The following is a 13,103-nucleotide window of genomic DNA, read 5'->3' as shown; positions in this document are numbered from 1 at the left end:
TTTATCTTTTATTTTGAAAGTTGTTTTTTACAAAGCAGCTTATTTAGCTTTTACAGGAGTGGCTTTTCTGCTTTTTTGCATTTGTGCTGCAGGCATTGCTTTAGCTTCCATTTTCATTTCTGTCGCTGGCATTGCAGCTGCGCCATCGATTGTACCTTTAATGTTGATTACCGATCTGCTGTTTGCAGGATCATTAGAATAAACCTCGATAATTTTAGTAAAAGGTCCTACAATCGTCGTGTTGTAACCTACTTTTATTTCTGCAGTTTTGCCTGGCATGATTGGATCCTGGCTCCATTCCGGAGTTGTACAGCCACAAGAAGCCTGAACTTTAGAAATAATTAATGGCTTATCTCCTGTGTTTTTTACAACGAAAAGACGGTGTCCGTCTGCGCCAGCTTTAACCGTTCCGTAGTCGAAAGTTGTTTTATCGAAAGAAATAGTTTGTGCAGAAGCAAATACTAAAGAAGCAGTTAGGAATAAACCTGATAAAATCTTTTTCATATTTTTAATTTGTTTTTATTGATTGTTTGATAAAATTTGAAAGACAAAGTTAAAAATTATTTCAATATGAATATCATTTTTTTTAATTTACCTATTTTTGCAACTATTAAGCCAAAGAAAAGACTTTATGCAAATTTCAGAAAAATATAATCCTCAGGAGACCGAAAATAAATGGTACAAATACTGGTTAGAAAATAATTATTTTCATTCCGAACCGAACGAAAAACCACCTTATACGATTGTAATTCCGCCTCCTAATGTTACGGGCATTCTGCACATGGGACACATGTTGAATAATACGATCCAGGATGTTTTGGTGCGTCGTGCAAGAATGCAGGGATTTAATGCATGCTGGGTTCCGGGAACCGATCACGCCTCTATTGCAACAGAAGCGAAAGTCGTGGCAAAACTAAAATCTGAAGGTATCAATAAAGCTGATCTTTCCCGCGAAGAATTTTTAAAACACGCCTGGGAATGGACCGATAAATATGGAGGAACGATCTTGGAGCAGTTAAAAAAATTAGGATGCTCCTGCGACTGGGAAAGGACGCGTTTTACTTTAGAACCAAAATTATCTTCCCAAGTCATTAAATCTTTTGTTGATCTATATAATAAAGGACTAATTTACCGAGGTTACCGAATGGTGAATTGGGATCCGGAAGCCAAAACGAATATTTCTGATGAAGAGGTAATATTCAAAGAACAAAACGGAAAACTTTACTATTTAAAATATAAAATTGAAGGAACGGAAGAATTTCTTTCCGTCGCAACAACTCGCCCGGAAACGATCTTCGGAGACACGGCTGTTTGTATCAATCCAAATGATGAGCGTTATGCGCATTTGCGTGGTAAGAAAGTAATCGTTCCTATTGTTGATCGGGTAGTTCCAATTATTGAAGATGATTATGTAGATATTGAATTTGGAACCGGTGCTTTGAAAATTACACCTGCTCATGACACTAATGATTACGAGATCGGGAAACGACACGGTTTGCACATGATCGATTCTCTGGATGATGATGCGAATTTAAACGAACACGGATTACATTACGCCGGAAAAAACAGATTCGAAGTTCGGAAGCAAATTGCGAAAGAATTAGAAGAAAAATGTCTTTTGTTGAAAGCAGAAGATTATGTAAATAAAGTCGGGACTTCCGAAAGAACTGGCGCTGTCATCGAACCTAAAGTTTCTGTACAGTGGTTTTTGAAGATGGCAGATATGGCAAAACCCGCTTTAGAGGTCGTAATGAATGATGAGGTGAAATTTCATCCGGAAAAATTCAAGAATACTTATAAGCATTGGATGGAAAACATCCGCGACTGGAATATTTCCCGACAGTTATGGTGGGGACAGCAAATTCCAGCCTATTATTTTGGCGAAGGTGAAAATGATTTTGTCGTAGCAGAAACGATTGAAGAAGCTTTGACTTTAGCCAAAGAAAAATCCAAAAATCAGGAACTTACCGTAGAAAGTTTAAAGCAGGATAAAGATGCGCTCGATACCTGGTTTTCTTCCTGGTTGTGGCCGATCTCAGTTTTCGACGGTATTACAGATCCTGATAATAAAGAAATTAATTATTATTATCCCACTTCGGATCTGGTTACAGCTCCAGATATTATCTTTTTCTGGGTAGCCCGAATGATCATGGCGGGAATTGAATACCGAAAGGAAGTTCCATTTAAAAACGTGTACTTCACCGGAATTGTCCGCGATAAACAACGTCGGAAAATGTCTAAACAGTTAGGGAATTCTCCTGATCCAATTGAACTCATCGAAAAATATGGCGCAGATGGCGTCCGTGTTGGAAGTTTATTAAGTTCCGCCGCCGGAAATGATCTGCTTTTCGATGAAGAACTCATGTTGCAGGGACGAAATTTTGCTACAAAGATCTGGAATGCCTACAAACTAATTCAAGGCTGGAAAACAGAGACAACGATAAAAGCCAACGATTCCGACCAACAAGCCATCGCGTGGTTCGGCAATCAAATGGATAAAACCATCACAGAAATTACCGATCAGTTCGACAAATTCCGGATTTCAGATGCGCTGCACTTATTGTACAAATTGATTTGGGACGATTTCTGTTCCTGGTATCTCGAAGCCATCAAACCGAATTACGGCGAGCCTATTTCTGAAGAAGTTTATGATCAGACGATTACCTATTTTGAGGAATTAATGAAACTGCTTCATCCATTCATGCCTTTCCTTTCCGAAGAATTATGGCAGAATATTGCAGAAAGAAGTACCGATGAAGCTTTAGTGATTACGCAGCAGAGAAAAGTAGAAAGCTTTAACGAAGAGATCATTAAAAAGTTCGAAACTTCGAAAGAATTAATTTCGGGAGTTCGGAATTATCGCCAGAGCAAAGGAATTTCTCCGCGCGAAGAAGTGGAAGTATTTACCAATGCATCAGCTTTTGATAATGAAAATCTGGTAAGAAAATTAGCGAACATTTCGCAAATTAATTTCACCACAAAAACCGATAAACCAAGTTACTCCTTTTTAATTGGCGGAACGGAAATTTCAATTCCTTTAAGCGAAAAACTCGATTTAGCGGAGGAAAAAATTAAAACAGAAGACGAGATCAAATATTTAAAAGGTTTTTTAATTTCTGTGGAAAAGAAATTATCTAACGAAAAATTTATAGCCAATGCAAAATCAGAAGTTGTAGAATCTGAACGTAAGAAGCAAAAAGATGCGCAGGATAAAATTGTTCTGCTCGAAGAAAAATTAAAAACGCTCTAAATATATTTCCTGAAAACTAACTTATAAAGGCTAAAAGAACCCTCTTTTTTTAGCCTTTTTTCTTTTACCTTTGCTCTTTGATCATACTTATGGAACACCTGCAAAATATTCAAAAACTTTTCAGCAAAAATTTTGTCGAAAATCCTTTAATTGAAACTTTCGAAACCGGAAAAATTACACTTCCCACCGGAAGATTAATTGCGTGCGATCCTTTGATCACTAATGACATGAAGGAGTTTAAGATCAATTTTCCTCAAGGCGAATTTCCTGTTTTAGTTCATAAAGAAAGAGACAGCAACTGCATCGCTTACGTAGAAATAGTTTTTGGCGAAGAGGAAATTGTAGAGTGGAAACTCGCAACCACCGAAGATCAGAATATTGAAGAACTGAAAGGCGAAGAAATTTTTGGTTATCCTGTAGAAAGTGGAATGGGATGTTTTATGGATTTCGAAACTCAGGAATGTTTGAACCAGTTAGAGAAAAGATTGTTTCATAGAAAAGCCGCTGAGTTTATGGGAATTTACGAAGAGTTTTTCCACGAACATTTTTTTGATGAAAATGGTGCGATTGATCAATTTGCATTCTTAAAACCCGACGAAGAAAAAGAAGGAAATATATTTGCTTTCGAGACTGGTTATGGCGAAGGATTTTATGCAAGTTATATCGGATTCGGATTAGACGATCAGCCTTTAAAAATAGTTACAGAATTTATAGAAATAGGTAGTTAAATTAAAGTTAAAAATTACCGAATCTCTAATTAAAAGAATAAATTTGTTCGGCAATCCCACAAGGCGCGATTTATCGCGTCTTTATATTTTAAGTAAATTAAAAAGTTCAAACCTTAGAAATAATGAATATCACTTCAGAGCAACCGAAAATTATCGTTGTAGGCAGTTCTTCTATCGATTTAGTGCTGGATACAGAGCATCTTCCGAACCCCAATGAAACGGTGATGGCAGTTCAGTCTGAAAGTTTTTTTGGTGGCAAAGGTGCAAATCAGGCCGTTGGTACAGCACGACTTGGCGCAAGTACGTATTTTATCGGCTGTGTCGGAATGGATCCAAAAGGACAGCAAATACTTCGGAACCTGGTCGACGAAGGTGTAAATGTTGGTTTTGTTTCAGAGGATGAAGATATCCCAACCGGAACTGCATACGTTACTTCCTCGCATGGAGTGAACTCAATTGTCGTTGTTCCTGCTGCTAATTACTGCATGACCGTTTCTCATATTGCCGAAGCAGAAAAAATATTTGCAACCGTAGATCTGGTTTTGCTTCAATTAGAGATTCCAATGGAAGTTGTAGAATTCACAGTGGATCTGGCGCTGAAAAATAATAATAAAATTGGTATCTATGCTTCGCCGGCAAAAAAATTATCTGCGAAGATCATCGAAAATGCAAGTTTTATTGTAGCAAAAAGCAACGAGCTTTCTATCGTTTTTGGTGATGAGCAGCGGGAAGAAATTTTAAGAAAATATCCGAATAAACTTTTTGTTCGCGATGATTCTAATTCTACAACGTATTTCAACGGGTCTGTAATGAAATATTACCGCAACGATCACGATTCTCTTTTACATAAGATAGGAATTGGGGACGCTTTTACTTCGGGTTTTGCGGTCGCTTTCTGTCACGGTAATTCGGTGGACGAATGCGTGAAATTCGGAAATGATGTTTCTTTGAAAGTGGCTAAAAAAAGAGGTTCCCAAAGTGGCTTACCTTATTTAAAAGATCTGATCGAAGAGTAAATCCTATTTTCAACATACCGAAAATTTTCTCAAGACTTTATAAATTCCTTATTTTTAAAGAATTATTTCTCTGTTTATTAGTAGAGAAAGATTGTTAAAAATGCAAGAATTATTTCTAAAAACTTCGGACCAATATTCAATTGCTGTTAAAATATTTGAGCCTCAAACTCCGAATGGAAAATTACTGCTCATCAATTCTGCAACAGGCGTAAAACAACAGATCTATTTTTCCTTCGCAAAATACTTCGCCGAAAATGGCTTCACGGTTATTACTTACGATTATCGTGGGATCGGAGAATCGAAGCCTTCAAAAATGAAAGGTTTCAAAGCCTCAATGCGAATTTGGGGAACTGAAGATTTTAAAACGGTTACCGATTTTATTAAAAACAATTATTCAGATCATCGAAAATTTTGTCTCGGACATTCTGTGGGAGCATTGATTTTAGGAATGAATAGAGATGCTGACATTTTCGAAAAATTCATTTTCGTGACTACGCAAGATGCATATGTCGGAAACCTTACGTTGAAAGTAAAAATCGCCGGAATCCTCGGTTTTGGAATTGCGGTTCCTTTTACCACGGAGCTATTTGGTTATTTTCCTGCTCATCGTTTCGGTTTGGGTGAATCTTTACCGAAAGGAGTTGCCTACGATTGGCGAACTTTAATTCTAAATAAAAAATCGACAAGCCGGCTTTATGAAAAAATTGAGAAGGATTTTTCAAAAAATTTAACTCAGGAAACGTTCATTATTTACGCCGAAGACGATCCTTGGGTGACGATGAAAGGAATGGAAAATCTCATGAATAATGTCTATCCGAATTTAAAGAAAACCTACCGAAAAGTTCTGGTTTCAGAATCTCCCAAAAAGGAAATCGGTCACGTCAATTTTTTCCGGAGTTTTAATAAAAGTCTGTGGAAAATAGTCTTACATGAACTTTAAAAAAAATCCGGAACCGTTTAGCTTCCGGATTTCTTTAATTATTGAAATTGGTTTTCCAGACTTTTCAATTCCGAAATAATGCCGTCTAACTTTGCATCCTGTTTTTTAATTTCCTTTTTACCGAGATAAAAATAGGCGAAAAGCATCCAGGAATAGGTGATGGCAAATGCAAGAATCATTTTCCAAAGATCTACATTCTTTAGTAATTCGTACATGTAAATTCCCAATGCTGTTCCAAGGAAAAGGTAGTAAACCGGCATATTCCAGTGTCTTTGACTTTTCTGAAATTCTCTGAAATTCTGCCATTGTCTCAAATGAAAACCTGGCGTTTGGGTTTCATCAATATTGCTGATTTTTTTTGCCGTAAAGATCATTAGAAAGGCCTGAAGAAAACAGACGATCGAAATAATGATCATTGATGACATAATAGGCATTGTTTTTAAATTTGAGTCTAATGAAATCATTAAACCAATGATAAAAATTCCGGTTACCAGGAGCAGAATTGCACCTTTGGTATAAGTGTTTTTAAGTTTCATACGATTGTTTTTTATTTTTGAAATATTGGTTTTTTTTGTTGGGATCTTTGTTTCAGATTGTTGCCAAAGATTTTCCAGTTCTTTAAATTCTTCCATAATTGGTATATATTTCCTGAAGTTCTTTTTTGATTCTGTGAATTTTTACACGCAGATTATTTTCCGTGATTCCTGTAATTTCTGCGATTTCTTCGTAAGGTTTCTCTTCCAAAACCAATGTGATAATAATTCGCTCGCTTTCCTTTAATTTACTGATGCATTCGTACAAACGGTTGATTTCTTTTGAGTTATCGTAGGTTTCTTCGTGCACCAATTTTGAAAGAATTATTTCGGAATTTTGATCTTTGTTTTTTTCTTTCTTCAATCCAACCAAACACGTATTGATGGCGATTCTGTAAATCCAGGTTCCAATTTTACTTTCCCCTCGGAATTTGGCCAAACTGTTCCAGACTGCGATCCAGGTTTCCTGATGAAGATCGTCTGCGAAAAGTCGGTCACCCGAATAACTCAGACATAACTTGTAGATCCTGGGAGAAAATTCGTGATAAAGTTGATCAAAATCGTAAGTCATCTTTTTGGAGTTTTGCAGAAGTCAATTTTTAATTTTGGATTTTTCATTTGAAAAGTTTTCTGGTTCATAAAAGCTCTTTTTCCAATTTCTTTACATTGGATATAATTATTCTGAAATTATTACAAAAATTTTAAAAAAATAGCTCAAAGATTTTAGTTCTCAATTTCAGCGCGTCTTTTAAATTCCTTAAATTTACATCAAGCATTTAAAAAATATGAAAATATATACTAAAACTGGCGACAAAGGTGAAACTGCATTGTACGGTGGAACCCGCGTTTCCAAAGCTTCCGCACGAGTAGAATCTTACGGAACAATTGATGAATTGAATTCCTTTATCGGATTCGCAAAATCTGAGATTTCTGATGAAAAAGTTTTAAATCAACTTAAAAAAATTCAATTCGATTTATTCACTGTCGGTTCAGAATCTGCAACGCCAACTGATAAATTAACTTTAGCCAATGGGAAATCACGCCTGGCTTTAATGATTACCGACACAGAGATTGAAGAGCTTGAACATTGGATGGATGATTTTGAAACAGAACTGAAACCGCTTCAATATTTTATTCTTCCCGGCGGCGGAAAAGGACCAACTTCACTTCATATCTGCAGAACGGTTTGTCGCAGAGCCGAAAGAAGCTTGGTTTTCCTGAATGAATCGGAAGAAGTTCGTCCGGAACTAATCAAATATCTCAACCGACTTTCTGATTATTTATTTGTTTTAGCGCGTTATGTTTCGCATTTACATAACGAGGAGGAAGAATATTGGAATCCAAATAATAGAAAGTAGAAACGTTTTTGAGTTGTAAAGAAGTCTTTAGATTAGTTTCAAACACTCAAACACTCAAACATTCAAATACTTACATACTGAATTGAAAGCACTTCTTTTTATCAACGGAGTTCCGCCCAATAATCTTCCCGAAACGGAAGGTTATTCTTTGATTGCCTGTTCCGACGGCGCTTTTCATTATTTAAAAGAGAAGAAGTTTCCGCTGGAAAAATTAGATTTTATTTCAGGTGATTTCGATTCGCATTCCGGGAAAGATGAAAATATCTACGAAGAAAAATTCATTTATACTCCCGATCAGGATAAAACTGATTTTCAAAAATCCTTAGAAATTATCAAAGAACGAGGTTATACAAAAGTTGATGTTTATGGTGGAAGTGGCGGCGAAATGGATCATTTCCTAGGGAATTTGACCGTTGCTTTTCTCTTTAAAAATAATCTCAACATTACTTTTTTTGATGAATATGGAACCTATTTCTTTTCACCGAAAGAATTCGTTTTAAATAATGCAAAAGGAAAAACTATTTCCTTGTATCCTTTTCCATTTACTAAAAATATTACGACGAAGGGTTTGCAATGGCCTTTAAATAAAGGAGATCTAGAAATAACGAAAAGAATTGGAACAAGAAATGTTGCAAGTGAAGAAACCGTTTCTGTTGATTTTGAAAGTGGAGATTTGGTAGTTTTTGTTTCTAAGTAGAAAAAGTTGTTTTTCTATGAATGAAAAACTTCAAACATAATTCTATTGCAGTCTTATTAAATCTGAATAAATAAATCATTAAAACCACTTTTTTTTCTCAAATTTGCATTTCTAATTCATATACACTTTTCTATACAATGAAGATTAAATACTCAGAGCTTATTGACCAAACCCTATATTTCCCAACCGAAGAATTTAACGTTGCGGATAATACTTTACAGTTCCACGATATTCCTTTAATGGAAGTGGTAGAAAAGTTTGGAACGCCTTTGAAGTTTAATTATCTGCCAAAAATTTCGATGAATATCGAGCGTGCTAAAGGCTGGTTCAAAGAAGCTATCGAAAAACATGACTACAAAAAAGGCTATAAATACTGTTATTGTACCAAATCCAGTCAGTTTGCTTTTGTCGTAGAAGAAGCTTTGAAAAATGATATTTCCCTGGAAACTTCTTCGGCTTATGATATGGATATTATCCGTTCGCTTTACGAAAAAGGAACGTATGGAAAAGATGTAGAAGTCATTTGCAACGGTTTCAAAACCGACGATTATCTGGCAAAAATTTCAGATCTTATCAATAATGGTTTTCAAAATATTATTCCAATTCTCGATAACTATCGGGAGCTCGATAAATTGACAGAAAGTATCGACACTACTTTTAATATCGGAATTAGAATTGCTTCTGAAGAAGAACCAAAATTCGAATTTTATACCTCCAGATTAGGGATTGGTTACAAGGATATTATTCCTTATTACAGTCAGAAAATTGCAGAACATCCGAACGCAAGACTGAAGATGTTGCACTTTTTCATCAACACCGGAATTAAAGACACTGCTTATTACTGGAACGAATTATACAAATGTTTGCGCGTTTACGCCCGTTTGAAAAAAATTGCTCCGGAAGTTGATTCTCTTAATATTGGTGGTGGTTTTCCAATTAAAACTTCTTTAAATTTCGATTACGATTACCAGTATATGGTGAACGAAATCGTATCACAAATTAAAAAATTCTGTGAGGAAGAAGGTGTTGAAGAACCAAATATCTACACTGAGTTTGGTAGTTTTACCGTTGGTGAAAGTGGGGGGCATTTGTACAAAATCATCTCTCAAAAGCGCCAGAATGACCGTGAAAAATGGAACATGATCGATTCTTCTTTCATGACCACTTTACCCGATACTTGGGCGATTTCCCGAAAATTTATTATGCTTCCACTCAACCGTTGGGAAGATACTTATGAACGTGTTTTTCTGGGTGGATTAACCTGTGATTCTGATGACTACTATAATTCTGAGCAACATACGAACGCCATTTATTTACCCGTTTTCAGCGAGACAAAACCTTTATACATCGGCTTTTTTCACACCGGAGCTTATCAGGAAACCATCGGCGGTTACGGCGGCGTTCATCACTGTTTGATGCCGCAACCGAAACATATTTTGATTGATAAAGACGAAGAAGGAAACTTCACTTACAAAGTTTTTCGCGAAGAACAAAAAGCAGAAGATGTTTTGAAGATTCTTGGATATTAAAAAAAATAATTTCACATATAATAAAAAGGAGCAACCAGTAAGTTGCTCCTTTTTAATTGAGGTCGCGCTGTCCACTTTATCTTTTTCTTTTTTTTTGCAAAAAAGAAAAAGGATGCCGTTTCCATCACGGCTAGAATTACAGGTAGTTTGTCGTTCGAAGGATAAGAAAAACCTTAAAAATATTTCGAGATCTTTTCAAACTCAATTTCTCCAAAATCTGAAATAACCAAATTCGCTTTGTCATAATTTTGACCTATCGAATGTTCACTTTTGTAAGCCGTGCAAAAAATTCCTGCAGAGTGAGCTGCTAAAATCCCGTTCGTAGAATCTTCGATCACCATGCAATTTTCTTTGGACTCATTTGCAATTTCTGCGGCAAGTAGAAAAATTTCCGGATGAGGTTTCGATTCTTTCAAATCTGCACCACTTATTTTTCCAACGAAATATTTTCCTAAATCGAATTTCTCAAAGACCATATTTATTGTGATCATACTTGCAGAAGAAGCCAGTACGAGTTTAATTCCGTTTTCAAAATAATTTTCAATCAAACTTTTAACGCCGGGAAGAAGATGAAAATCTGCATCGTTGTAAAAATAATCTTTGAAATATTTTCTTTTAATGACCGCTAATTCTTCATGTTTTTTTTCGAGTTGATACTTTGCAATCAAGGTCGTGCAAACTTTTTTCGTCGAAGCTCCTGTAAAAGAAGTATATAATTCTTCGGAAACTTCAATTTGCAAATCATCAAACATTGTGAAATAAGCTTTTCGGTGGAGTGGTTCAGTATCGACAATGACTCCATCCATATCGAATAAGACTGCTTTTAATGCCATAAATTTTTAGTTAAAGATAATTCTGTTCTGGAATAAATAAAAGATTCCAAGTACTGCAAAAAGTAGAATTGAGAATGCAAAAATAGAATAAGGATTCGCAAAATTCACCGTCCAGCCTAAATATTTGAATCTTTTAGGTGGAAATAAACGCTTGTCGTTTTTGTTATAATAGAAAATACCTAATTTCCAGTTTTCTGGATTTTCTGAATCGTTCGTAGGAATGTTTGTTTTCATCGCATCTATTTTGAAATTAATAAATCTTTAAAATTATTTCAAGGACAAGATCCAGGAACTGATTTTATCTAAAATCTTTGGTGAAAATGTTTCTGTGATTTGACTGTACTCGGCAGGATTTCCTGTTTTTGCAGTTTGGAAAAGGTGATTCAAACCTTCAAATTCTACGGTTTCAAAATGTTTATTTTCAGCTTTTTCCAGTGATTTTTTAATTCCGGCTAAATTTTCTTTGGCAGAAACCTGCAGATCTAAACTTCCACTAACTGCTAAAACGGGAATTTTTACTTTTGATAAATAGCGATCAGGATTAAATTGAATAAAATACCTGAACCAAGGAGTTGAAACTTGCTTTGCCTGAATTGCGGCAGTTTCATCTATTTTCTCCTGAGAAATCTGACCTTTTGGTAATTTGCTTAAATCTTCAATTAAAATAGATTTTAGGTCGGATTCTAAATTTTCACCTTTATAACTATTAACAAAAGCGTAGATTTTTTTATTAAGTTCGGTATTTGTTTTTAATACATTTTCATCTGCGCCGGAAATTTTTGATATATCGGAACTCTGTTTCTGCAGCAGATCTTCAATCGGAATTCCGGGTGCTGCAAGCAAAACCAAAAACTTCACCTTTTTATTCAAATCCGAAACTATCGGCGCGATCATTCCGCCTTCAGAATGACCGAGCAACCCGATGTTTTTGTAACCGCTCTTTTCTAAATAATTAACAGCAGAATTGATGTCGGTTGCAAAGTCTGCAGTTGTTGCGCCGTCTTTACCTCTTTCAGAACCACCAATTCCTCGGTCATCTAACCTCAAAGTAGCAACTCCTTTTTTCGCCAGATCGTCAGCAATGACGAGAAACGGTTTATGCCCGAAAATTTCTTCGTCGCGATTCTGTGCACCACCACCTGTAATCATTACCAGAATCGGGGAATTTTTGTCGAAAATTTTTGGAGTTGCAATTGTTCCGGCCAGCAGATTTCCCTGAACATCATTTTTAAAAGTAATCTCTTTCGTATCGTAGTTAAAAGGAGGTTTTGGCTCTTGCGGTCTATTGCCTGTTGGCGCTGTATCGTTTTTCGTTAAAACTAAGGGCACATTCATTCCATTCTGTGTAAAATTTCCTTCAATCTTTTCCCCATTGAGTTTTCCCTTGTAACTAATTCCTAAATTGGAAGCTTCGAAAGTGACTTCATTATTTTCGAATGTAGTTTTTTGAATAGGAATTCCTTTCGCACCCTGCATTGGACTATCAAAAGAAGATTTGATCTGAGTTTCATCTTCTTCAATGTGAATAACCAGCGGTAACTTTTGTCCCTGAACATCAAGATTTCCGTACCACGTTCCAAAAATGCTTTGAGCAAATAAATTTTGCACTAAAAGAATGAACGTAACTGCAATTAATTTTGTTTTCATAATTAAAGTTTTATAATAGAGGTAATAAATTGACAAGCTGGAAGTGAAATAAATAATACGATCGCAAAAATGGAGATCTTCTGCCAGGATTTAATGTTGGTCGCTGTTCGGAAGCCATTGTAAAGCAGAGCAATGCTGTAAATGATAAACGGTAAAGTCAGACCAACAAACAGAAGAACCATCATTAAATCCCCGATTTCTAACGGAGCGTTCTGCGATGTTTTATTCGCAAATTTTCCGAGATCAATTAATTGACTGGCGATAATGACAACGAAATTCAAGACCTGAGAAATAAGCACAGCGTTTAAAATATCGATGAGTCGGGTTTTGCTGTTGAAAATTTTACCTAAAATAAATAAAACAAGGACCGCGAAAATAATACTGAAGGCACAGTAAAAAAAAGTGGTCGTCAGATTTGAATTTTCTACTGGAGAAAAATGAAAAATACTATCCATTTTCATTTTCCCAAAATAAAGGACTAATCCGTTAATAATAAAGAAGACGCTGCCGAAAATCAAAAGCTGTTTCTCCGAAAACTTCACAAACGGATTAAAAATCGTTTTCCAGTTCAT

The 13,103-nt window shown here is 35.6% G+C and carries 14 protein-coding genes; 7 read left to right on the top strand and 7 right to left on the bottom strand.

What is annotated here, in order from left to right; translation table 11 throughout:
- Window positions 1-39 precede the first annotated feature (39 nt).
- A complete protein-coding gene (locus tag ACZ9HT_RS00615; RefSeq protein ID WP_476038495.1) occupies window positions 40-504 on the bottom strand; it encodes a DUF1573 domain-containing protein in 465 nt (154 codons plus the stop codon).
- Window positions 505-631: 127 nt separating this feature from the next.
- On the opposite strand from ACZ9HT_RS00615, the gene ACZ9HT_RS00610 reads away from it, so the two are divergent.
- The 4 genes from ACZ9HT_RS00610 (at window position 632) to ACZ9HT_RS00595 (ending at window position 5,934) form a co-directional block, all read left to right on the top strand.
- On the top strand, window positions 632-3,250 hold the full coding sequence (locus ACZ9HT_RS00610; RefSeq protein ID WP_476038494.1) for a valine--tRNA ligase: 2,619 nt from the start codon (window positions 632-634) through the stop codon (window positions 3,248-3,250).
- Between the two features lie 89 nt (window positions 3,251-3,339).
- Window positions 3,340-3,978, top strand: a complete 639-nt coding sequence (locus tag ACZ9HT_RS00605) for a DUF4241 domain-containing protein (protein WP_476038493.1) — start codon at window positions 3,340-3,342, stop codon at window positions 3,976-3,978.
- A 122-nt stretch (window positions 3,979-4,100) separates the two neighbouring features.
- On the top strand, window positions 4,101-4,994 hold the full coding sequence (locus tag ACZ9HT_RS00600) for a ribokinase (RefSeq protein ID WP_476038492.1): 894 nt from the start codon (window positions 4,101-4,103) through the stop codon (window positions 4,992-4,994).
- Between the two features lie 100 nt (window positions 4,995-5,094).
- A complete protein-coding gene (locus tag ACZ9HT_RS00595; RefSeq protein WP_476038491.1) occupies window positions 5,095-5,934 on the top strand; it encodes an alpha/beta hydrolase family protein in 840 nt (279 codons plus the stop codon).
- Window positions 5,935-5,972: 38 nt separating this feature from the next.
- On the opposite strand, the gene ACZ9HT_RS00590 is transcribed toward ACZ9HT_RS00595, so the two are convergent.
- Complete coding sequence (locus tag ACZ9HT_RS00590) at window positions 5,973-6,566, bottom strand: hypothetical protein (protein ID WP_476038490.1); 594 nt, start codon at window positions 6,564-6,566, stop codon at window positions 5,973-5,975.
- A complete protein-coding gene (locus ACZ9HT_RS00585) occupies window positions 6,553-7,038 on the bottom strand; it encodes an RNA polymerase sigma factor (RefSeq protein WP_476038489.1) in 486 nt (161 codons plus the stop codon). Before ACZ9HT_RS00585 ends, ACZ9HT_RS00590 begins: the two co-directional genes overlap by 14 nt.
- Window positions 7,039-7,252: 214 nt before the next feature.
- Between ACZ9HT_RS00585 and ACZ9HT_RS00580 the strand changes: the two genes are divergently transcribed.
- From ACZ9HT_RS00580 to ACZ9HT_RS00570, 3 genes are all read left to right on the top strand, one after another.
- Window positions 7,253-7,825, top strand: coding sequence for a cob(I)yrinic acid a,c-diamide adenosyltransferase (locus tag ACZ9HT_RS00580; protein ID WP_476038488.1), 573 nt, complete (start codon window positions 7,253-7,255; stop codon window positions 7,823-7,825).
- Window positions 7,826-7,907: 82 nt separating this feature from the next.
- A complete protein-coding gene (locus ACZ9HT_RS00575) occupies window positions 7,908-8,522 on the top strand; it encodes a thiamine diphosphokinase (protein WP_476038487.1) in 615 nt (204 codons plus the stop codon).
- 137 nt (window positions 8,523-8,659) lie between these two features.
- Window positions 8,660-10,051: a type III PLP-dependent enzyme domain-containing protein gene (locus ACZ9HT_RS00570; protein WP_476038486.1), complete on the top strand. Its 1,392-nt coding sequence runs from the start codon at window positions 8,660-8,662 to the stop codon at window positions 10,049-10,051.
- Window positions 10,052-10,224: 173 nt separating this feature from the next.
- On the opposite strand, the gene ACZ9HT_RS00565 is transcribed toward ACZ9HT_RS00570, so the two are convergent.
- From ACZ9HT_RS00565 to ACZ9HT_RS00550, 4 genes are read right to left on the bottom strand one after another with little or no spacing between them, the layout of a single operon-like run.
- A complete protein-coding gene (locus ACZ9HT_RS00565; protein WP_476038485.1) occupies window positions 10,225-10,884 on the bottom strand; it encodes an HAD family hydrolase in 660 nt (219 codons plus the stop codon).
- 6 nt (window positions 10,885-10,890) lie between these two features.
- Window positions 10,891-11,118, bottom strand: a complete 228-nt coding sequence (locus ACZ9HT_RS00560) for a DUF5808 domain-containing protein (protein WP_476038484.1) — start codon at window positions 11,116-11,118, stop codon at window positions 10,891-10,893.
- A gap of 33 nt (window positions 11,119-11,151) precedes the next feature.
- The gene (locus ACZ9HT_RS00555; protein WP_476038483.1) at window positions 11,152-12,531 is read right to left on the bottom strand and encodes an alpha/beta hydrolase family protein; all 1,380 of its coding nucleotides are present in this window, start codon (window positions 12,529-12,531) and stop codon (window positions 11,152-11,154) included.
- Between the two features lie 2 nt (window positions 12,532-12,533).
- Entirely contained in the window at window positions 12,534-13,103 is a 570-nt protein-coding gene (locus ACZ9HT_RS00550; RefSeq protein ID WP_476038482.1) for a YIP1 family protein, read from the bottom strand.

The organism is Chryseobacterium sp. UYP7 (assembly GCF_056279225.1).
The sequence above is the reverse complement of the archived record's forward strand: the minus strand, read 5'-3'. Positions and strand labels throughout refer to the sequence as shown.

What these genes read in the sequence shown, in the direction of transcription:
- ACZ9HT_RS00615 (WP_476038495.1), bottom strand. Translation starts at nt 504, where the DNA reads ATGAAAAAGATTTTATCAGGTTTATTCCTAACTGCTTCTTTAGTATTT.
- ACZ9HT_RS00610 (WP_476038494.1), top strand. Translation starts at nt 632, where the DNA reads ATGCAAATTTCAGAAAAATATAATCCTCAGGAGACCGAAAATAAATGG.
- ACZ9HT_RS00605 (WP_476038493.1), top strand. Translation starts at nt 3,340, where the DNA reads ATGGAACACCTGCAAAATATTCAAAAACTTTTCAGCAAAAATTTTGTC.
- ACZ9HT_RS00600 (WP_476038492.1), top strand. Translation starts at nt 4,101, where the DNA reads ATGAATATCACTTCAGAGCAACCGAAAATTATCGTTGTAGGCAGTTCT.
- ACZ9HT_RS00595 (WP_476038491.1), top strand. Translation starts at nt 5,095, where the DNA reads ATGCAAGAATTATTTCTAAAAACTTCGGACCAATATTCAATTGCTGTT.
- ACZ9HT_RS00590 (WP_476038490.1), bottom strand. Translation starts at nt 6,566, where the DNA reads ATGGAAGAATTTAAAGAACTGGAAAATCTTTGGCAACAATCTGAAACA.
- ACZ9HT_RS00585 (WP_476038489.1), bottom strand. Translation starts at nt 7,038, where the DNA reads ATGACTTACGATTTTGATCAACTTTATCACGAATTTTCTCCCAGGATC.
- ACZ9HT_RS00580 (WP_476038488.1), top strand. Translation starts at nt 7,253, where the DNA reads ATGAAAATATATACTAAAACTGGCGACAAAGGTGAAACTGCATTGTAC.
- ACZ9HT_RS00570 (WP_476038486.1), top strand. Translation starts at nt 8,660, where the DNA reads ATGAAGATTAAATACTCAGAGCTTATTGACCAAACCCTATATTTCCCA.
- ACZ9HT_RS00565 (WP_476038485.1), bottom strand. Translation starts at nt 10,884, where the DNA reads ATGGCATTAAAAGCAGTCTTATTCGATATGGATGGAGTCATTGTCGAT.
- ACZ9HT_RS00560 (WP_476038484.1), bottom strand. Translation starts at nt 11,118, where the DNA reads ATGAAAACAAACATTCCTACGAACGATTCAGAAAATCCAGAAAACTGG.
- ACZ9HT_RS00555 (WP_476038483.1), bottom strand. Translation starts at nt 12,531, where the DNA reads ATGAAAACAAAATTAATTGCAGTTACGTTCATTCTTTTAGTGCAAAAT.
- ACZ9HT_RS00550 (WP_476038482.1), bottom strand. Translation starts at nt 13,103, where the DNA reads ATGAACTGGAAAACGATTTTTAATCCGTTTGTGAAGTTTTCGGAGAAA.